This is a genomic window from Ectothiorhodospira shaposhnikovii (assembly GCF_016584105.1).
Taxonomy (GTDB): domain Bacteria; phylum Pseudomonadota; class Gammaproteobacteria; order Ectothiorhodospirales; family Ectothiorhodospiraceae; genus Ectothiorhodospira; species Ectothiorhodospira shaposhnikovii.
Genome location: NZ_NRSM01000002.1, coordinates 96,674 through 117,509 on the forward strand (window position 1 = coordinate 96,674; position 20,836 = coordinate 117,509).

Below are 20,836 nucleotides of genomic sequence, written 5' to 3' on the forward strand. Positions count from 1 at the left end.
TCAGGCGCCTCCTTCAAGCAAGGCCCAGTACGGTGCCAATTGCGGCAGTACCGTACCGGCACTTTCATTCAGCATGCGTCCGATGGCATTGGCGGAGATGGTGGCCCCGGTAATACCGTCGATCTGCCAGGGATGTTCCTTGTCACCCTGTTTCACCGTGACGATGGCGTTGGCCAGGCCGGTGCCGGTCGGGTTGAGGCGGGCATCCAGACGCTCGAAGTTGGCCACGAAACGGGCATCGGTCTCGATCTTGTCCCCCAGGCCGGGGGTTTCCCGGGTTTCCAGCACGGTCATGCCGACGATGCATTGACAGGACGGGTCATAGCCGTAGAGGACGCGGATCACGTCCGCATAGCCGCGGGCCGAAGCCTGCAGTGCGATGCCTCTCAGATTTCCCTCGGCATCGTAGGCGGCAAACACCCGCTGCCCCGGGGCCGGTGCCTCCGCCGCCGGGAACAGGCCCTGGGCGGTGAGCAGGAAGTCCTGACGGCTCACCGCGCCGGGCACCACCCGGAAGACCGCGGCTTCCAGGGCGCGGCGCTGGTTTTCCGCGATATAGGGCTTGGTGAATTCGAACACGCTCACCACCAGCAACCCCGAAAACAGGGCAATCAACCCCAGAGTGGACACCAGTTTGAAGCTGGAAGTGGGAGCCGGGCGTTCCGCGGCAGTGGTCTGGGGGGTGGTGCTCATGCCGCGTCCCTCCGCTTGCGACTGCCGTAGGGCCTGGGCTGAGTGACGCGCTCAATCAGCGGCGCCATCGCGTTACCCAGCAGGATGGCGTACATGATCCCCTCCGGCAGACCGCCGAAGAAGCGGATGATCACCGCCAGGAAACCGATCAGGATGCCGTAGATCCAGATGCCGGAACGGGTGATGGGCGAGGCCACCATGTCGCTGGCCATGAACATCGCCCCCAGCATCAGGCCGCCGGACAGCAGCACGAACCAGGGCGTGGGGTAAAACGTGGGATCCATCCAGTAAAACACCGAGGCGGTGACGAAGGCGCTGCCCAGCACCGCGGCCGGGATGCGCCAGTTCATCATGCCCCGGGCGATCAGATACAGACCACAGACCAGGATCAGGATGGCGGAAGTCTCGCCCACGGAACCCGGCGTCATGCCGGTGAACAGGGACCAGGCATCCACGTGAATACCTTCGAACTTCCACTGGGCCAGCGGCGTGGCCGCCGTCCAGGCATCCACCGGGGCCGGCGTGGTGAAGGGCATGGCCAGGGTGGACGGCAGGAACTCGGTGAACCGGTCCGGATGACCGGGCACCGTCCAGGTGGAGACGGAAACCGGGAAGGCGGCCTGGGCGAATGCCCGTCCCACCAGGGCCGGGTTGAACAGGTTGTAGCCCATGCCGCCGAACATCACCTTGGCCAGGGCGATACCAATGAAGCCGGACAGGGCCGCCATCCACAGGGGAAAGGACGGCGGCAGGGTCAGGGCCAGCAGCAGGCCGGTGATGACGGCACTGAAGTCGGACACGCTGCTGCGCTTGCCGGAGAGCTTGGCGAACAGGTGTTCGGTCAGGACGCAGGTCACCACGGAGGTGATCAGCAGCGCCAGGGCACTGATGCCGAAGTGATAGACCGAGAAGGCGCAGATGGGCAAAAGGGCATAGGTCACGTGGCGCATGATTTGCTCCACGCTGCCCGCCTGCTTCAAGTGCGGCGAGGTCTTGAGTTCGATTTTCAACGGGGTCACTTGATGCGCTCCCGGTTCAGGGACTTGGCGATGCGGAAGTACTGCACCAGGGGGATGTTGGAAGGACAGACATAGCTGCAGCAACCGCACTCGAAGCAGTCATTGAGATGGTAGCGCTCCTCCATCACCTCGTAGCGGCGCACCGCGGCCAACTTGCCCAGATCGGAGGGATTCAGGCCCACGGGACAGGCCTCCACGCAACGGCCGCAGCGGATGCAGGGCTGGATGCGGAGATCCTGCTCCTCCGGATCGGGCAGTACCACCACGCCGGACACCCCCTTGGTGATGGGCACATCCAGGGACGAGACGGTATTACCCATCATGGGTCCCCCCAGGATGATGTGGCTGGCGTCACTGCCCGTGAACCCCACGTGCTGGAGCAGATAGCGCAGCGGAGTACCGATGGGCACCCGGTAATTCCCTGGACGGGTGATGCCTGGGCCGGCCACGGTCACCACCCGCTCCACCAGACCTTCGCCCCGGGGCAGCAGGGTTCCCAACTGGGCCATGGTGCCCACATTGTTGACCACCACGCCGATGTGATACGGGAAATGCCCGGAAGGGACTTCCCGCCTGAGCAGGGCCTTGATGAGCATCTTCTCCGAGCCCTGGGGGTATTTGCTGCGGACCTTGCCCACGGAGATGGGGCCTTCCTTGTCCAGTCGGGCCTGCAGGGCCGCGATGGCATCGGGTTTGTCATCCTCCACGCCGATGACGGCGCGGGTGGCGCCCAGTGCCTTCATGGCGATGAGGATACCGGCGATGACGGCGTCGGTCTGCTCCAGCATGATGCGGTGATCGGCGCTGAGATAAGGCTCACACTCGCACCCGTTGACCACCAGGGTGTCGATGTCATACCCATCCGGCACCGACAGTTTCATGTGGGTCGGGAAGGCCGCCCCGCCCTGCCCCACCAGGCCGATCTCCTGGATGGCCTGGATCAACTGCGGCCGGTTGAGCCGTTCCAGATCCCGGGGCTGGGCCCAATGGATGGCCTGGCTGTCTCCAGGCGCGGTGCGGATCACGATGGCCTCGGTCTTGGGTCCCCGGGCAGTGGACATGAGTTCGATCCCCTCCACCACCCCGGTCACCGGGGCATGCAGGGGCGCTGACTGGAAACCATCCGCCTCGGCAATGGGTTGTCCCCGCAACACCTCCTGGTGCTTGACCACCAGAGGCCGGGCAGGCCGGCCAAAATGCTGCTGCAAAGGCATCACCATGCGGGGCGCAAAGGGCAACCGGCGAATGGGCTTGTCACGGGTATCTTCCTTCAGCCCGGGGGGATGAACCCCCCGGGGGAAGGTGAGCCCCGTCAGAAATGACAGGAGGCCCATGGTCAGTTGAACTTCATGGCCCGCTTCATCAGCTTTTCAGCGTCGGGCTCGTTGGGGTTGAAGGGGGTGCCCGGATGCACCGCCATCACGGTGCATTTCTCGGCGGCCCGCACGATGTCCTTGTACGGGGCCCCCTGGGGGTTGGTCACCACCGCCTGGCGGTTGTTGTCATAGGCAAACACGCCCGGGGCAATTTGCACGCACTCGTCACAGGCGGTGCATTCGGTGGTCTCCACCCAGACAGCCTCGTATTCCAGTCCGTTGCCCTTGACGGCATGGCCGTTGCCGTTGCTGCCATTGACCGGCGCTGCCGACACCGCGGGCACCGGTACCGCCGGGGCGGCGGGGATCACCACCGGTGCGGGCGCGGGTGCCTGCAGGGTATCCGCCAGCTTCGCGGCGCCCTCGCCGCTGACCAGGGACAGCAGGGCGCTGGAGAGACGCTGGGCCATGTCGGCACGGGTCTGGGCCGCCACGGCGTCCACATCCACCACCTCGTGATCCAGTCCCAGCAGCCCCTTGAGCTGATGCCAGAATTCCAGTCTTTCCTCGGCGGAACGCACCAGCTCCTCGGACACCAGTACCCGGGTCAGGCGGTTCTTGGCATCCACGGCCCAGACATAGGGGAAGCGACCTTCCCGCTCGTCCTCGGACAGCGCCAGGAAGTCGGCCATGGGGATCATGTCGTCATTCCAGGTTTCCACCGGCGCCTTGCGGAAATGCTTGCGGAAGCGGCCTTCCGTCAGGGCGAAGTCGGCAAAGGTCATGGGCAGTTCCATGGTGGCCTCGCTGCCGTCCTCTTCCTGATATTTCAGGGTATAGGTGGGCCAGTCCCGATCGATGGCCGGGTTGCCTTCCAGAGTGCAGCACTCACGGAAGGTCACACCCTTGTCCGGGTTGTAGCGGAACAACGGATAGGCACGGGATTCCACCGCCAGCTTCGATTGGGCGAAGGCGACGTCGTCACCCACCCCATGCTCCGGGGGACACACGGCATAGACGTTGAACAGGGCCGGACGACGGGCGTTGAGGCCCTCGATGAAGCTCTCCAGCAAGTGGGTCACATGGGAGATGGCACCCTGCATCACGTAGCTGGTGCGGTGGGCCAGGCCGATCAGGCTGATCTCCTTGCGGATCTCCTCCTTGCCCTTCCAGGCCTTGCCGTAGGGGGCCATGTCGGACACCTGGCTGATGAAGCCGGAGGTACAGGCCTGGCCGCCGGTGTTGGAGTACACCTGGGTATCCACCACCAGCACCTTGATGGGCATGCCGGACATCAGGGCGCGGGACAGGTTCTGGAAGCCGATGTCGTACATGGCGCCGTCACCACCGATCCCCACCACCGGCGGGCAGAGGTGGAATTCCTCGTCGCTGAACTGCTCCCAGTTGAACTGGGCGAAGAAGGGCTCATGCTCCACCGGGTTGTAGGTACCGGCCAGTTCCAGCTCCGCCATGCGGATGGCCTTGAAGCCCTCTGCCATCTTGGCCATGTGACCTTCGAAGATGCCCATGGCCATGGACGGGGTGTCCTGGAACAGATGGCTGGCCCAGGGGAACGGGTACGGGCTGTAGGGGAAGGTGGAACCCCACACGGAGGTACAGCCGGTGGCGTTGATGACGCCCATCTCGGTGCGGCCACGGCCGGAAGGCCCTTCCAGATAACGCCAGCGCAGGTCCTTGAGCCTGGACAGCACGCCTGTGATCCACTGCAGCCAGTCCGGATCGACGGTATGGCTGCCGCCGGCATCCAGGGCGGTGGACAGGCGGGCCAGGGTCAGATCCTTGTCGGCATGCTCGCCGATCACCTGGTTGACTGCCTGGACATTGGACAGGTCCATGCCTTCGGCCAGCTTCAGGCGCACATGCTGTTCCAGCCGAGCGATGAGATCATCCAGCTTCTTGAGCTGGGCCTTGACGCGGGGCTGCATCAAGGCGGTCACGGTGGCCGTGAACAGATGCACGGTGGTCTTTTCGCCGCAGCCCAGACAGGCGGAATCGCCGCAGTTCATGGAACCGTAGGCCTTCTTGTCCAGCAGCAGGGTTTCCAGGGCACCGATGCCCTCGTCCAGGTCCTCGATGCGGATGTAGTCCGGACGGGTGGTGGGCAGATCCATCCAGAAGTCCCAGTTGCGGCGCATGGTGTCCACACTCTCCGGGGTCTGGGGGGTCACCACCAGGGCCTTGTCCTCACAGATGCGCACGCATTCCATGCAGCCCTTGCAGGTGTAGGGGTTGAGGGTCAGGGAGAACAGACCGCCGCTGCCCTTGGCGCGCTTTTCCATGGTGCTGAAGAAGGGACGGGTGGCGGCGAACTGGAAGTCGCCGATGGACTCCTTGAGCCAACCCAGTTCAGTCTGCAGGCGGGTCTTGTCGTCACCCTGCAGGTCAGTCTCGGCCAGCAGATGGGTGATGGCGAAATCCAGCTCGGCGCGCACGTCGGCACCGTCGCCGGCCTGGGTCAGGGCATTGCGCAGACGTTTTTCCAGGTCACGCACGGCACGGCGCAGGTGACGGGTGGGCTTGCCGCCGATCTCGATGCGGCGCACGGCGGTTTCGAACACTTCGCCCAGGGTGTGGACCAGGCCGGGGATGGCGCTGTCGGGGCAGACGGTGTAGCAGTCGCCGCAGGCGGTGCACTTCTCCGGCAGCCACTCCGGATAATCGAAGCGGATCTGGGTCATGTCGCGGAAGATGCCGGTGGAGGCCGGGATCAGGGACATGCCGATGAAGGGATCCGCCAGATTCTCGTTGCCCTGACCGGAGATATAGAAGCTGCCGGTCTGCTCCCAGAAGCGATGGATGTCGCCGGAAGCCGTCAGGGATTGAGGCATGCGCTTGAGCATCAGCGGCATTTCCGGGGCGCGGCGCTCCGCCAGGGTCGGCAGGTTGTCGGTGGCCGGGCTCTTCTCGGTGATCTCCACCAGCTCATCGAAACCACGCCGCACCACGCGCAGGTTGTCCTGCACCACGCGGGCGCCCTTGCTGCCGAACTTCTCCTGCAACTGGTCTTCGATGGCCTTGAACAGGGTCTGCTCGGTGAGGTTCTTGCGCTGCATCACCGGGGAGGCGGCGAAGAAGGCCCCCTGGAAGGCAATCCCCTGCATGCGGAACTGCAGGTCGGGGTTGGAAGCCTCCTCGCGGGCGATTCTGAAGGCGTCCAGATAAAAGACGCGGATCTCGTTGTCACGGATATAGCGCTGTGCCGCCAGCGGGAAGCTGCGCCACACCGCCTCGGGGGTCTCCAGGGAAGACTGGATGATCAGCACCCCCCCCTTGCTCAGACCGGACAGGGGATCGGAGTGATCGAACACGTTGGGATCAGGGGACAGCACTACGTCCACCTGCTTGAGTTCGTTGCTGACGCGGATGGGCTCCGGTGCCGCGGCCAGATAATAGGTCGTGGGCTGGCCCTTCTTCTCGGAACCGTACTTGGGGTTGGCCTTGATGTGGAAGTCCAGCAGGTCGAACAGGGTCATGGCCAGGTTCTTGCCGGTGGTCATGGCACCCCAGCCACCCACGGAGTGAAGGCGCACGGCGATGGCACCCTCGGGCATCAGGCTCGGGTTCTCGGACCCTCGCAGGGCCATGCTCTTGATGTTGGGATAGGCCTCCAGCAGCGCCTGCTGGTGCAGTTCCTGCTTGGGACTGGCAGCCTGATCGCGGATGAAGTCCACCGACAGATAGAAAAAGGTGCGCTTGCCGCCTTCGGGCAGCATGTTTTCCACTGCGGCGATCAGCCCCTCGGGCTGCAGGTCGCGGGAACCCAGACCGTAGGCACCAGAGTACAGACGGGGGATATCACCGTTGCGATCAAAGGCGGGATACGCAGGATACGGCAGGGCCTCGCCCTTGCCGGCCAGACCATTCTCGATGGCCTTGCCCAGGGCGGCGCGGGTCTCGCGCATCAGCGGCAGGTCTTCCGCCAGGGGCTGGTCGGTACGCTCCAGCACGGCCACGCCCTTGCGGCCCTTGAGCAGGGCGGCCAGCAGCTCGCCGGGGAAGGGGCGGAACATGGTGATGTTCACCACGCCCAGCTTGATGCCGCGGGTTTCGCGCAAATGATCGGCCACGGCCTCGGCGGTGGCCACCATGCTGCCCTGCCCCACGATCAGGTACTCGGCATCCTCGGTGCGATAGCCGGAAGCACGGGCATAGCGACGGCCAGTGAGCTGATAGAACTCTTCCATGCACTGATCGGTGAGCTCGGCCACATGGTCGTAGAAGTACGGCCGCTGGGCCGCCACCTGCTGCATGTAAGCGTCCTGGTTCTGCAGGGCACCGGACACCATGGGGTTGTCCACGTCCCAGGTGGCCGGGATGCGGCGGCGCTTCTCGCCGAAGATCATCTTCTGGGCCGGGGTCGGGCAGTCGATCATATCATCGGGACGACCCAGGAACTCGGCGATCAGCTCCCGCTCCGGCACCTTCATGGACTCGATCAGGTGGGTGGTGAGGAAGCCGTCCTGACCGACGATCCCGGGGTTCAGGGCCAGCTCGGCCACCTTGTGGGCGATGATGTTCAGGTCCGCCGCTTCCTGGGCATTCTTGGCGAATACCTGGAAGAAGCCGGTGTCGTCCACGCAGTGGTAGTCATCGTGGGAGGCGTGCACGTTCAGCGCCGCCTTGGTGATGGCACGGCAACCGATGTTGAGAATATAGGGCAGGCGCTTGCCGGCGGCGGCGTACAGGGACTCGTGCATGAAGGCCACGCCCTGGGCCGACGAGAAGTTGATGGCCCGCATGCCGGTCATGGCCAGACCGGCGGTGACGGCAGCCGCGGCATGCTCGGATTCCGGCTCGATGAACACCAGGGAGCGACCGGAGATGTTGATGTGCCCCTTGGACACCTCTTCGGCCCACATCTCGCCCATCTGGGTGGACGGGGTGATGGGGTAGGCCCCCGCCGCATCGGAAGACTCACGCTCGCAATAGATGACGGCGGTATTGCCGTCCAGGGCCGCGCGGGTCCCCTGGTATTTGAATTCCTGCGATGACTTGCGCTTGAACAGCATGTCGTTTCTCTCCTGCCGGCTCACAGGCCGTCACGTTTTTGTAATCGGTATCTGCGCCTTCCATGCGGGGATGCCAAAGGGCCGGTCGACGCCATGTCGACCGGCGAGCCCTGATGCTGCCGTACGTGCGGTCAGACGCGCGGCAGGGGCTCCATGCGAGGCAGTGGTTCCTTGCGGGTAACTTTGCGGGCGCCCGACCCCTTGAGGGGCGCCTGCCCTTCCAGCCAGACAATGGCCCCCGTGGGGCAGCGCTGGATGGCCACGGGAGAGGCCAGGGCATTCTTGGCGTAATCGATGACGGCCAGGTTGGACTCCATCCTGATCAGGCCCTCCGGCGCATCGGCGGCGCAACGACCGCAGGCGGTGCAGACCACCTGACAGTGGGCCATGGCCTCATCCTGAGGATCCTGGTTGAGACAGGCCACCCAGAGACGATGGCTTTCCGGCTGCAGGCTGAAAAGATCCTTCGGGCAGACATCCACGCAGTCGCCGCAGCCGGTGCAACGGACCGGATCCACCACCGGCAGGCCGTGACGGTCCAGGCGGATGGCGTCGAAATCACAGACCACCTCGCAATCCCCCAGCCCCAGGCACCCCCAGGTGCAGCCCTTGCCGCCGCCGGACACCAGGGCGGCGGCACGGCAGGACTTGAGGCCCTGATAACGGGCACGGGTAGCGGCCACGTGGGAACCACCGGCGCAGGCCAGGCGGGCAACCTGCCGCTCATGGCTGCCCAGGGCCACCCCCAGCATGTCGGCAATCTGCTGGTTCATGTCGGTGGAGTTCACCGTGCAGCGGGCCGGCTCCAGCCGGCCCTCCAGAAGGGCCTCGGCAAACGGGCGGCAGCCGGCCACACCGCAGGCTCCGCAGTTGGCCCGCGGCAGCAGGTCTTCCAACTGGTCAATGCGCGGGTCTTCAAAGACATAAAGACGGCGATTGGCAATGGCCAGAATGCCGGCCAGGAGTATGCCCAGACCGGCCATGAAGCCGCTTGCCAGCGCTATTTGAAGGATCGGAGAAGTCACGGTGAACACATTTCTTAGTGAATAACCAGGCTTTTGTGCAGTGAACAATTGATGACAAAACGTACCTTGCGATGCAGATCCGGTCAAGCAGATTCAGGATTAAAGACGATGAAAAATCGTTATTCCGAAGGGGGATTTGCGAATTCACAATGAAAGCAAGGGTATTTGGGTTTGAATTATGGCGGCCATAAATCCAGCTTCTACAGAGGGATAGAGATTAATCGCTTCTCATTCAGGATTTTTGAAGCAGGATCCAGCGGGCGCCGATGACCGCCAGGGAGGGGAAAAGTCTGAAAGCAGGCAAAAGAAAAATTGTCTACATCCCGCACAGGCCAACATCAACTGGACACAAGAAAGCGTCCCAGGCCCGTCCTGATGAGCCTGTGTTGCAATCGGGAAAATCGACGCCCGGTCGAGGGCCGGGTCAGCCGGCCGACCGGCAGGATTTCCCGGACGGACCCGGGAGGGCAGCCTGACGCAGACATTCCAGGTACGCGACTTCATCCGGTGCCCCGCCCCTGCGCTGGGCTTCCCAGAGCGCCTGCCCCAGACACTCCATCATGACATGTTCTGCTTCCAGGGGGTCGAGCCGGGACGCCAATCGCTCAAACGCCGCGCGGACACCCGGAGGCCGATCCGTTGCCACCTGATCCCGGATGGCCAGATGCATGCCCATGTGCAGAAAGGGATTGACGGCCCCCTGCTCCGGGAAAAACTCAGCGGCCATTGCCGCCTCCGGCGCCTCCAGCATGGACTGATACTCCGGATGATCCTGAACCACACGGGCGATCTGCCGTTCCAGCGGTTGCAAGGATTCACCCGCCCGACACTTTCTCCAGGCCTCGCAGTACATCCGTCTGAGCTGCTCACGGTTATTGGCATACATGATCGTGTCCCGGAATAAAAAAGGTTTAAGCCTATCCCCCCCACCCCGGGGCAGCAACTCCGGTCGGGAAGACAATCGATCTGGATTGACCTAAACTGAGTTTAAACTTAATCCTTCGTCAAGCCATGGCGGCACGCGGTTTCGATATGTTTACACGGAAAGGTATTCGAAAGCCGGGGCTGTGCAGGCATGGGGGCAAACTGCCCCTCATGAAATCCATCGCCCGCCTGGCATTGATTTCCATTATTTACATTTCCTTGTCTGCGCTCAGTCTGGCGGAAAACCCCACGGAATACCGGCTCAAGGCAGCCTTCCTCTACAATTTTGCCCTGTTCACGGAGTGGCCCGAGCAGGTCGGTAACACCCTTAATCTTTGTATCTATGGCCTTGATCCCTTCGGTGAAGATCTGATCATGCTCGATCACCGTCAGGTGGGGCATCGATGGATTATCACGCACCGCGTTTCGACACTGCCTGAATTACCCGACTGCCAGGTAGTCTTCATCAGCAGATCCGCCATCAGCCAATTGCCTCATGTACTGAGCGCCGTTCAGGGATCACCGGTCCTGACAGTAGCGGACTCACCGGGCGCCATGCGACAGGGCGTTGCCCTCAACATGGTCCGGCAACACAACCGCATTGCCTTTGAAGCGAATCTGAGCGCTGCCCGGGCACAGGGCCTGAGCCTCAGCTCCAGGTTGCTGCGTCTGGCCACGGAGGTCGAGAAATGAAATTCGGCTCTGCGCACGGCCATCGACCACTTCCGCTGGCAAACAGGCTGCGGCGCATCAACTGCACCACGCTGGGGATCTCTGTCGCGATCATCGTCGTCATCTCCTTTCTCAGCGGGCTGACCTTCAGCCTGCTCTCCCTGATGGACGCAAACAGGGTGATGACCAGGGTGCTGGCGGAAAACGCCGCAGCCAGCCTGTTGTTTGATGATGAGAAGGCCGCCCAGGATCTGCTCGACTCCCTTCGCCATTCTCCTGACGTCCAGGCCGCGGTGATCCATGATCAGGAGAACCATCCCTTTGCCCGCTATCAGTCTGCCCGCTTCCCACTCGCAGGCCCCGGGGAGGAGAACAACCAGCACGTCATTCACCGCCTTTCCCGGATCACGCTGAGTCAACCGGTGGTACTGGAGGGAAACACACTGGGCGAGATAGAAATCGTCGTGGGCCTGCACACCCTCCATGCCCAGATGCTGTTGATGAGCCTGATCATGGCACTGGCTGCGGCTCTGGCCCTGCTCGCCAGCCGGATTTTAATGATGCGCCTTGGAGCACGGATACTGGAACCGGTATCGAATCTGACCGCACTGATGAAGCGAGTCACCCAGGATACGGACCTCGGTGTCAGGGCTGGCACCACTGACATCCTTGAAATCAGCACCCTCTCCGAAGGTTTCAACACCATGCTGAGCCAGATCCAGGAAAGGGATCTTCGTCTTGGCCAGCAGAAGGAGCGACTGGAAGATGAGGTTGCAAAACGCACCCTCGAACTCAGACAGGCCAAGGAAGCCGCCGAATCTGCCAATCGGGCAAAAAGCGAATTTCTGGCCACCATGAGTCACGAGATCCGCACTCCAATGAATGGAGTATTGGGCATGACCGAGCTGCTGTTGAACACACCGCTGGACAGCGTGCAGCGACACTACGCAGACACTGCGCTCAAGGCCAGCCGCCAACTGCTGAACATCATCAACGATATTCTGGACTTCTCCAAGATTGAGTCCGGACACATGCAACTGGAGCAGGTGGATTTCGATCTTGTAACCCTGATCAATGACTGCGTCCGGCTGTTCCAGGAATCGGCAAAAAAGAAAAACCTCAAACTGACCGCCCGGTTTTCCCCGGCGAATCATTCATTATGGCTGCGTGGCGATCCCTTCCGACTGAATCAGGTCATCGCCAATCTGCTGAGCAATGCCATCAAGTTTACTCATCAGGGCGAGGTCTCCGTCAGCACGGCCGTGAACATGGCTCACGATGAAGAAAACGCGTATATCGAGTTGCGGGTGGCGGACACCGGCATCGGGATTGCCCCCGAGGCGCAGGAAAGAATATTTGAGCATTTTTCCCAGGCGGATGGCTCCACCACCCGCCGCTATGGCGGAACAGGTCTCGGGCTGGCCATCTGCAAGCGATTGATAAGACTCATGGATGGTTCGGTGTCCATACACAGCGCCCCCGGACAGGGCACGGTTTTTCTTGTCCAGCTACGGTTATCACGGGGCAGCTTTTCCGGAGAATCGGCGGTTAACCCTCTTGAGGAAGACGGATCGGCATGGAACATCTCCAATGCCAAGCCCCTGGAGGGTCATATTCTGCTGGCAGAAGACGATCCAGTGAATCAAATGGTCGCCAGGGCGATGCTGGAACAGATGGGACTCCAGGTCAGCATTGCCGGTAATGGAAGGGAGGCCATCTCCACACTGAGCAAGAGTAACATCGACCTGATCCTGATGGATTGCCAAATGCCTCTGATGGACGGGCTTCAGGCAACGGCGGCAATCCGCCAACAACAGATACCCGGATGCCGGGACATTCCCATCATTGCCCTGACGGCCAATGCCTCGGAACGGGAGAAGCGCCGATGCCTGTCCGTCGGCATGCAGGCCTATTTGTCGAAACCCCATACCATCAAACAGCTTTACAGCCTCCTGCAACATTGGCTGCCTTCTTCCGCAGGCCCCTCAATCATCATCCGCCCCCCCAGGGACAAGGACGATGAACCGCCAATCATTGATCAACAGATCCTGGATGACCTGCAGAGTCTTGACTCCGGCCGTGGACAAGATCTTCTGACGAGGCTGTTCCAGGCCTTTCTGAATTCAGCCCCACGCCTGGTCGGCCAGATCGAAGCGGGCATGGCGTCCGGCGATCATGAGTCCTTGCGCGGAGCCGCACACACTCTGAAATCCAGTTCCGGCAATGTGGGTGCCCTGCGTCTGTCCAGAATCTGCCAACAACTGGAAACCCTCGCCCAAGGAAACCACGGAGTGATACCGGACGGCATCCGGCAGGATTTAAAGCAGGTTTTTCAGACCACTCTCGATGAAATCCGGGCCAGGATTCAGGCGGCGACATGAACGACACTGTCCGTATTCTACTGGCCGACGATGACGTCACCACCCGCATGCTCATGGCGGCCACCCTGGAACGGGCAGGTTTTGGCACCATCAGCGCGTCGGATGGCGAACAGACACTGGCGTTGTTCGAACAGGCGGACTGCGACATGGTGCTGCTGGATGTGGACATGCCCGGCCTGAATGGTTTTGAGGTCTGCACACACCTGCGCCAAATGGCCGGAGAGGAGTTACCCATCGTCATGGTCACCGGCATGGACGATGTTGACTCCATTTCCCGGGCCTTCGAGGCGGGTGCCACGGACTTCATCTCAAAGCCCATCCACTGGAACCTCATCGGGCATCGAATCAAGTACCTTTGGCGCGCCCACCTGACACGCCTTGAACTGCATCAGGCCAACGCACGGAATGCCGCCATCCTGAGTGCGCTGCCGGACATCATGTTCCGGCTCTCCCCTGAAGGCACCGTTCTGGACCGGCTGGCCGGCCTGCAGGATGAATCCCATCCAGGGACCGGGCAGCACCTGCTCGGCAGCCTGCCCGAAGAGGTCGCAAAATCCTATCTGACAGCCATGGCGCGGGCATTTGCGAACGAAGGGCTGCAGCACATCGAATACACACTCCAGGCACCGAACCAGTCTCCTCGTTATTTCGAAACCCGGATCGTGATCATCAACCGCCGGGAAACACTTTGCCTGGTCCGTGACATCACTCAACGCAAGGAAGCCGATGGCGAGATTTTTCGACTGGCCTATTTCGACGGACTGACCGGACTTCCCAACCGTCAGCACCTCATGCAGCGTCTGGAGGGAGAAATCCGGCGCGCAAAGAGCAGCCAGTGTCAACTGGGCGTTCTTTTCCTCGATCTGGATGGTTTCAAGCACATCAACGATACGCTGGGTCATTCCACCGGTGACGTGCTGCTTCAGCATGCCTCGCAGCGACTGCGTCTTGGGGTGCGGCCAACGGACATGGTGTCCCGACCGGCCCTTGAGTTGCAGGGGATCAACCTGGCCCGTCTGGGCGGGGATGAATTTACCGTGATCATTCCGGACATGGTCCACCCCGAGGACGCGCTGATGGTGGCCCAGCGCATACAGGAACTCCTGCAACGGCCGTTCGTTATTGGAGGACGGGAAATGATCCTCACCGCCAGCATCGGCATCGCCGTGTACCCGGATGACGGCGAAGATGCCGACACCCTGCTCAAGCACGCCGATACCGCGATGTACCATGCCAAGTATCAAGGGCGGAACAATACCCAGTTTTACAGCCCGGCCTTCACCCAACAGGCCATGCACCGTCTGAACATGGAAGCGGACCTCCGCCGTGCCCTGGAGGCCGGGGAGTTCTTCCTCGCTTATCAGCCTCAACTGGATCTGACAACAGGGCGCATCCTGTCGGTGGAGGCCCTGATCCGCTGGACGCACCCATCCCGGGGGTTGGTATCTCCCGTGGACTTCATCCCCCTGGCCGAAGACATCGGATTGATCATCCCCATCGGCGAGTGGGTCTTACGCACCGCTTGTCGGGACGCTGCCCACTGGCACGCCCACGGTCATCCTCTGCAAGTTGCAGTAAACCTTTCGCCCGTTCAATTCAGAAATGGCGCGTTGGCTCGCATCATCAAGGAGATCCTGCGGGAAGCGAGGCTTGATCCCCGCCACCTTGAACTCGAAATCACGGAAAGCATCCTGATGGATGAAAGCGCCATGACACTGCAAACCCTTGGTGAACTGCATGCACTGGGCCTGAAGATGTCGCTGGATGACTTTGGCACCGGATACTCTTCCATGAGTTATCTGAAACGGCTTCCCCTGAATAACCTCAAGGTGGATCGCAGCTTCGTCAGCGGCCTGCCCCATGATGGCGAGAGTCTGGCGATCGTCAAGGCCATCATTTCATTGGGTAACAATCTGGGATTCACTGTCACCGCCGAAGGAGTGGAAACCCTGGAGCAGGCGAAATTACTCAGCCAGCATTGCTGCCATACCCTGCAGGGCTATTTTTTCAGCTCACCGGTTTCATCAGACGAAATCCCGGCACTGCTTGGCCAGGACTGGAGTACGGCAATACGCGCCTGAGTGTTCTTGCCGCATGCGCCATTCACGGAAAGACCTGTCATTGAGTGGACCGATTATGAGAGCGCACTTGACCATCACCGGCAGACCGTCACCATCTGGAGGCAGGCCACCCTTTGCCGTGTTTGCCATGATGATGTTCGGCATCTTCACTCATCCAGCCCAGGCCACCGACATTGATCATTTTCTGCGGCTCTCCCTGGAAGATCTTCTCCGGCAGGAGGTGGTCTCGGCCAGCCGTCGCTCCCAGCCTCTGTCAGATGTCGCCGCCGCGGTGCATATCATCACTTCCGAGGATATCCGGCGCTCGGGGGCCCGGTCCCTGCCGGAGGCCCTGCGCCTCGCGCCGGGGGTGGATGTTGCCCGCATCAGCGAAGATCGCTGGGCCATCTCCATCCGCAGCCACACGGAATATCTGTCCAACAAGCTGATGGTGCTGGTGGACGGCCGCAACGCCTACAGTCCCAACTTCTCCGGCATACTCTGGAACACCCTGCAGATTCCCCTGGAAAACATAGATCGCATCGAAGTGATACGCGGCCCCGGGGGCGCCGTATGGGGCGTGAACGCCGTCAATGGGGTCATCAATATCATTACTCTCCCGCCCCACGCCACCCAGGGCACCTTGATCAGCACCGGATACGGTAATGAAACGGGATCCTTCGCCATGCTGAGACAAGGAGGACAGGGGGGAGAAAGCCTCAGCTACAACGTCTATCTGCAGCACCGCGAGGGCCCCACGTCCCGGACCATCTCCGGCGATGACCACCACGATGGATCGGATCACCTGTCGGCGGGTTTTCGTCTGGGCGGGAATGAACAGGCAGGAGGGTGGATGTTGGCCGGAAATCTCTATCGCACGGATTCCGACGGGATCGGTCTTGTCCGGGACCCCCTTCACCCCCCCACTTACCGGCGAGTGGAAACATTCACCGACCGCTTTTCGGGCATGGACCTTCAGATCGGCCTGACCCGGCAAGCATCGGAACATTCGGAAACCAGATTCTATGCCTCCTGGAGCTACTCCGATCTGGAAGCCGTCATGCTCGCTCACCAGCGGCAGCATATTGTCGACCTGGAATTCCAGCAACGCCTGGACTTCCCCCACCGGCACACGCTCACCTGGGGAGCCGGCTATCGCTGGTTCGATGACGACATCTCCAGCGGTTTCACCACCCGCATCGATCAGTCCAGGGAAACCCTGCATGTCGCCAGTGTGTTTGCCCAGGATGAGATCGCGCTGGGACGGAGCCTGCGCCTGACCCTGGGGGGACGCCTGGACCACAACAGCTACACCAGCATGGAGTTTCAGCCGACGGTCCGCATGCTCTGGAACATGACACCCCGGCACAGCCTCTGGACCTCCCTGTCGCGCGCCAAACGCATTCCCTCCCGGGGAGAACGCACCGCGGACTACATCCTGACGGTGGCCCCACCGGGCTGGTTATCGTTTGATCCACCGCTGGACGAATCATTGGCAGGCCTGCCCATTCAGGGAGAGGTCCGCAGCAATGACGGGTACGGCTCGGAACAGCTGACGGCGTTCGAAGCAGGCTACCGCGGCCATCCGTCGCCCGGAATCTACCTGGATGTCACCACGTATGTGCACCGTTATGAAAATCTGAGATCCGCCACCATGGTGGCGGATGCAGACAGCCTGCTCATCGGTGAAAACAACGCCTATCTGATTGCCCCCAACCGGTTCATCAATACCGGCGAATTGACCGTCACGGGCGCGGAACTATCCGCGGACTGGCGCGGCAACGAACGGTTGCGTCTCCAACTTGCCTACAGCTACAACGATATCGGCGAGTTTACCGGGGGTGATCGTCTGTTCTCCAGTTACATACCCCGACACATTGCCTCCCTGCGCGGCTCGTGGAACCTCAATCACCAGACGGACCTGGATCTGTGGATAAGACATGTGGACAAACGCCGCCAGCTCTTTCTTGCTCCCCTGGAGGCCTATACCACGATGGATATAAGGCTGGCCTGGCGACCGGAGAAGCGGGTGGAGCTGGCCATGGTGGCCCGGAACCTGCTGGATTCCGAGCGCGTTGAATATTATTCCCTGACCCCCACCTTTCAGCCGGCCCAAACCCGCCGCGGCATCTACGGACAGGTGAAGCTCAGCTTCTGAAATGTGTAAAACCGCCATAGCCAGGCGGTTTTACACAATCTTCATGCATGGCTAATCATCGCTAAACATGACCGCCTTAGATTTTCGGTGATTTATTCACCAAACCACGAGGCATGGCATGAATTTCCGTAGAAGCGCGATTTCCATCGCAGTGTTGATGGCGGCATTCTCACTGCATAGCTGCTCCAGCGACAACAATTCCGACAAAGACCGGGCTGATCAAAATCCTCAGGCAAAAAACGTGATCCTGATGATCACCGATGGCGCCAGCTGGGGGACCTGGGACATGACCAGCTACTGGGAATACGGCGAGCGAGGCCGACAGCCCTATGACCAGTTCGACGTCAAACTCGGCATGATCACCCCCCCGCTGAATACCTCCAACACCCCCACCTTCACCGGCATTCCCCAGGTGACCTACGATCCGGAGCGGGCCTGGGACACCACCCCGGTGAGCACCACCACCGGTGGAAACCCAAACCACTTCGCCGGCTATGAATATCTCAAGGAAGACTACACCGACTCCGCCGCCGCCGGTACCGCGCTGGCCACGGGCCAGAAGACCTACAACAATGCCATCGACTATGATGACTTCGCCCAGCCCCTGACCTTCATCACCCAGGAGATTCGCGAACAGGGCAAGGCCACCGGCGTGCTGAGCAGCGTACCCTTCAGCCATGCCACCCCGGCGGCCTTCGGTGCCCAGAACATCAGCCGCAACAATTACGGCGAGATCGCCACCTTCATGGTGCAGCGGGACCATCTGGATCTGATCATGGGCGGCGGCCACCCGGAATATGACGCCGACGGGCAACCCAGGCCCCAACCCCGCTACGCCAACGAGGTGGGCACCGGTGGCGGCTATATCCCCCGTACCACCTGGGAAGGCCTGCGCAACGGCACCGCCGGCGGCGACCGGCCCTGGCAGCTGATTGAGGACAAGTCGGACTTCGAGGCACTGGCCGCCGGCACCCTGCCCCTGACGACGTCGCGCCTGATCGGCATCCCCCGGGTCTATGACACCCTCCAGTACAACCGCACCGAAGCGGTCATGGGCACCGACGCCACCAATCCCAGCGGCGTGGCCTTCAACCCCAACGTGCCCTCCCTGGAGACCATGACCCGGGGCGCCCTGACCTACCTGGGCCAGGATCCGGACGGCTTCTTCGTGATGATCGAAGGCGGCGCCGTGGACTGGGCCGCCCATGCCAACGACACGGCACGGATCATCGAGGAACAGGTGGATTTCAACCGTTCCGTGGCCGCCGTGGTGGAGTGGGTGGAGCAGAACAGCAGCTGGGATGAGACCCTGGTCATCGTACTCACCGACCATGGCAACGGCATGCCCATGGGGCCGGACTCCGACGCCATCCCCTTCCAGCCCATCCAGAACAACGGTGCCGGCGTGCTCCCCGGCGTGCGCTGGCATTACGGCACCCACACCAACGAAAACACCCTGATGTTCGCCCACGGCGCCGGTGCCGAATATTTCTACGACATGGTCATCGGGACGGACGCGGGCCTTCGGGACATCATCGGCTTCAGCGACGGCCGCTACATCGACAATTCAGCCGTACACCGGGTGATCTCCCGCGCCCTGAATCTGGAAATCACCACGCCCTGATGCCGGGCGCGGCCACGGACAGGCCCAAGGGGATGCGGCTTTTGTCGCATCCCCTTTTTTTTCATCTCTTCATGTGGAGGCGGTGCCAGGAGCATGCGAGAAAAATCCTGGAATTAAAACGCGCCTTCCCCTGAACGCGGTCTCACTTGAGTCCCAGGGAAAATCGATCAGCTCGGCGTGATGCAGTCTCTCACCACCTCGATACGATCCCGACCACTGTGCTTGGCCCGATAGAGGGCATCGTCGGCGCAGATGTAGAGCCGATCAAAGGAAGTACCAACCGAGGCAAGGGCAATGCCGAAAGAGGCCGTGACCCGCAGTCCGGGATGACCATCCCTGCGCACGGCACGAATGGCGTCGGCAATGCAGCCGGCGCATCCCAGCGCACTCACGGCAATCCGGTCGGGCAAAATCACCGCAAACTCCTCCCCTCCCAGCCGGCCGCACAGACCATCCTCGGGAGCATGGATGCACATGGCTGCGGCCACGTCCCTCAGGATCTGATCCCCCACCGGATGTCCATAGCGGTCGTTGACCTGCTTGAAATGGTCGATGTCAAGCAGGATCAGGGACATGCCCTGTACCGCCAGCAAGGCCTCGGCTTCGTTGATGAGGGTCTCCCGATTGAGCAGGCCGGTGAGTCCGTCGTGCCGGTTCCGGTAGGCCAGGTTGCGGGTCAGTTCCGTGAGACGCCGGTTGGCGCGGCTCAGCTCCCGCTCAGTGCGATCGGCATGGTTGATGAGACGACGCATGTCCCGGATCACCCGGTCGAACTCCCGGATCAGTTCCCCCAGGGCGTGGCGGTGTTCCTGATGATCTCCGCTGTCCATGGCCCGGCATGCACTCTCCAGGGCCCGAATTTCGGCGTCGAAGAGGTCCGGCTCCGGCAACTGCACGCGCCTTGCCCTGCCGTCATCCGGAAGGTTCGCGGAAGTGAAGGTGCTCATGTGTTTTCGACGGGGATCGCCCGGAAGTGGATCTCCGGAAAGTCATCCGCCAGTTCCTGGCCAAACTCCAGCATGGTGTCGTCCTCCGGGTCGTGGTACCAATCAAGGGTGATCGAGTTGCCGGCCCTGGCGGCAGTGTTGAGTTCGTCCACCAGGTTGAACAGCATCTTGGTGCTGGAACTGTTGAAATACCGGAGTTCAATGACCACGTGTATCTCATCCTCTTCCAGGCCCCCCAGGAAATCCCGGGTACGCTGCAGGATCTCGTGATAGAAACCGACCGCGCTCTCGGGATAGGACTCTCCCCTGAGGCACAGGCGGCGGGCGGCAAAATCGAAGTCCACCTCGGGCGTATTGGGAGAAGGCGGAATATAGAGTCTGGTTTCCATGCGATCGCTCCTGCGAATCGGGACCTTAGAGGGTAGCCTTGAGGGTGAACAGCACATCCCCCCGGGGATCGGGTTCCAGGGCGTACTCGATGGGGCCGCTGCTGTCACGGGCGATGGTCAGAAGCCCAAGTCCCGCGCCCTTGCTGTGCTCTGGTGCCTCCCGACGCAACTGCTCCCGGTAGGACTGCCGTATCTGGTCCACGGACATGACCCTCAGTGCCTCCAGTTCCTGGCGCAGCTGCTGCGCCCACTCGGTGGTCACCGGGTTCTTGCAGATGATCAGAAAGCGTCCCGACTCCTGGGTGATGCACACCGAACCTGCCCGCATCTCATGGTCATGGTCCGTTTCCGGGGTGAGCTGGTCACTGGAGTAGTGGACGATGTTCTGCGCCATTTCGATGAAGATGGAAAAGATTTTCCGGCGCAGGCCACCCGGGGTCTCGGAACATTCCAGCCGCAGGCGCACTGCATCACCGATGGCGTTGATGATGTTCTGGGAAAAGTAGCCGACGTAGTAAAACACCAGTCCCTGGTTGCGGATAATGCAGGCCCGGTGTTCGTCACAGTCCGAGAGATACTGGTTCATGGGGATCATCCG

Annotated in this window: 14 protein-coding genes; 5 read left to right on the forward strand and 9 right to left on the reverse strand. The window is 61.6% G+C overall.

Features of this window, described 5'->3' with window-relative positions:
• From CKO35_RS01740 to CKO35_RS01765, 6 genes are all read right to left on the reverse strand, one after another.
• Entirely contained in the window at positions 1-693 is a 693-nt protein-coding gene (locus tag CKO35_RS01740) for an RnfABCDGE type electron transport complex subunit G (RefSeq protein WP_200171949.1), read from the reverse strand.
• Entirely contained in the window at positions 690-1,712 is a 1,023-nt protein-coding gene (locus tag CKO35_RS01745) for an RnfABCDGE type electron transport complex subunit D (RefSeq protein WP_200171951.1), read from the reverse strand. The genes CKO35_RS01740 and CKO35_RS01745 overlap by 4 nt, the downstream gene beginning before the upstream one ends.
• Positions 1,709-3,046 carry an electron transport complex subunit RsxC gene (rsxC, locus tag CKO35_RS01750; protein WP_200171953.1) on the reverse strand — a complete coding sequence of 446 codons (1,338 nt, stop codon included), beginning with the start codon at positions 3,044-3,046 and terminating at the stop codon, positions 1,709-1,711. Before rsxC ends, CKO35_RS01745 begins: the two co-directional genes overlap by 4 nt.
• 2 nt (positions 3,047-3,048) lie before the next feature.
• Positions 3,049-8,058, reverse strand: coding sequence for a 2-oxoacid:acceptor oxidoreductase family protein (locus CKO35_RS01755; protein WP_200171955.1), 5,010 nt, complete (start codon positions 8,056-8,058; stop codon positions 3,049-3,051).
• A gap of 131 nt (positions 8,059-8,189) precedes the next feature.
• Positions 8,190-9,083 carry an RnfABCDGE type electron transport complex subunit B gene (locus tag CKO35_RS01760; protein WP_338031739.1) on the reverse strand — a complete coding sequence of 298 codons (894 nt, stop codon included), beginning with the start codon at positions 9,081-9,083 and terminating at the stop codon, positions 8,190-8,192.
• A 424-nt stretch (positions 9,084-9,507) separates the two neighbouring features.
• Positions 9,508-9,969 carry a DUF1841 family protein gene (locus CKO35_RS01765; RefSeq protein WP_200171957.1) on the reverse strand — a complete coding sequence of 154 codons (462 nt, stop codon included), beginning with the start codon at positions 9,967-9,969 and terminating at the stop codon, positions 9,508-9,510.
• Positions 9,970-10,178: 209 nt separating this feature from the next.
• On the opposite strand from CKO35_RS01765, the gene CKO35_RS01770 reads away from it, so the two are divergent.
• The 5 genes from CKO35_RS01770 to CKO35_RS01790 all read left to right on the forward strand — a co-directional run bounded on the left by CKO35_RS01770 (position 10,179) and on the right by CKO35_RS01790 (position 18,902).
• Positions 10,179-10,700: a YfiR family protein gene (locus tag CKO35_RS01770; RefSeq protein WP_200171959.1), complete on the forward strand. Its 522-nt coding sequence runs from the start codon at positions 10,179-10,181 to the stop codon at positions 10,698-10,700.
• The gene (locus tag CKO35_RS01775) at positions 10,697-13,060 is read left to right on the forward strand and encodes an ATP-binding protein (RefSeq protein WP_200171961.1); all 2,364 of its coding nucleotides are present in this window, start codon (positions 10,697-10,699) and stop codon (positions 13,058-13,060) included. The genes CKO35_RS01770 and CKO35_RS01775 overlap by 4 nt, the downstream gene beginning before the upstream one ends.
• A complete protein-coding gene (locus CKO35_RS01780) occupies positions 13,057-15,141 on the forward strand; it encodes a putative bifunctional diguanylate cyclase/phosphodiesterase (RefSeq protein WP_200171963.1) in 2,085 nt (694 codons plus the stop codon). Before CKO35_RS01775 ends, CKO35_RS01780 begins: the two co-directional genes overlap by 4 nt.
• Positions 15,142-15,208: 67 nt before the next feature.
• Positions 15,209-17,278, forward strand: a complete 2,070-nt coding sequence (locus CKO35_RS01785; protein WP_200171965.1) for a TonB-dependent receptor plug domain-containing protein — start codon at positions 15,209-15,211, stop codon at positions 17,276-17,278.
• 118 nt (positions 17,279-17,396) lie between these two features.
• Positions 17,397-18,902, forward strand: coding sequence for an alkaline phosphatase (locus CKO35_RS01790; protein WP_200171967.1), 1,506 nt, complete (start codon positions 17,397-17,399; stop codon positions 18,900-18,902).
• A 167-nt stretch (positions 18,903-19,069) separates the two neighbouring features.
• Here CKO35_RS01790 and CKO35_RS01795 read toward each other — a convergent pair whose 3' ends face one another.
• From CKO35_RS01795 to CKO35_RS01805, 3 genes are read right to left on the reverse strand one after another with little or no spacing between them, the layout of a single operon-like run.
• A complete protein-coding gene (locus tag CKO35_RS01795) occupies positions 19,070-19,849 on the reverse strand; it encodes a GGDEF domain-containing protein (RefSeq protein WP_200171969.1) in 780 nt (259 codons plus the stop codon).
• Complete coding sequence (locus CKO35_RS01800) at positions 19,846-20,238, reverse strand: DUF1987 domain-containing protein (protein ID WP_200171971.1); 393 nt, start codon at positions 20,236-20,238, stop codon at positions 19,846-19,848. The genes CKO35_RS01795 and CKO35_RS01800 overlap by 4 nt, the downstream gene beginning before the upstream one ends.
• A gap of 25 nt (positions 20,239-20,263) precedes the next feature.
• Positions 20,264-20,824, reverse strand: coding sequence for a SiaB family protein kinase (locus CKO35_RS01805; protein ID WP_200171973.1), 561 nt, complete (start codon positions 20,822-20,824; stop codon positions 20,264-20,266).
• Between the last annotated feature and the right edge of the window lie 12 nt (positions 20,825-20,836).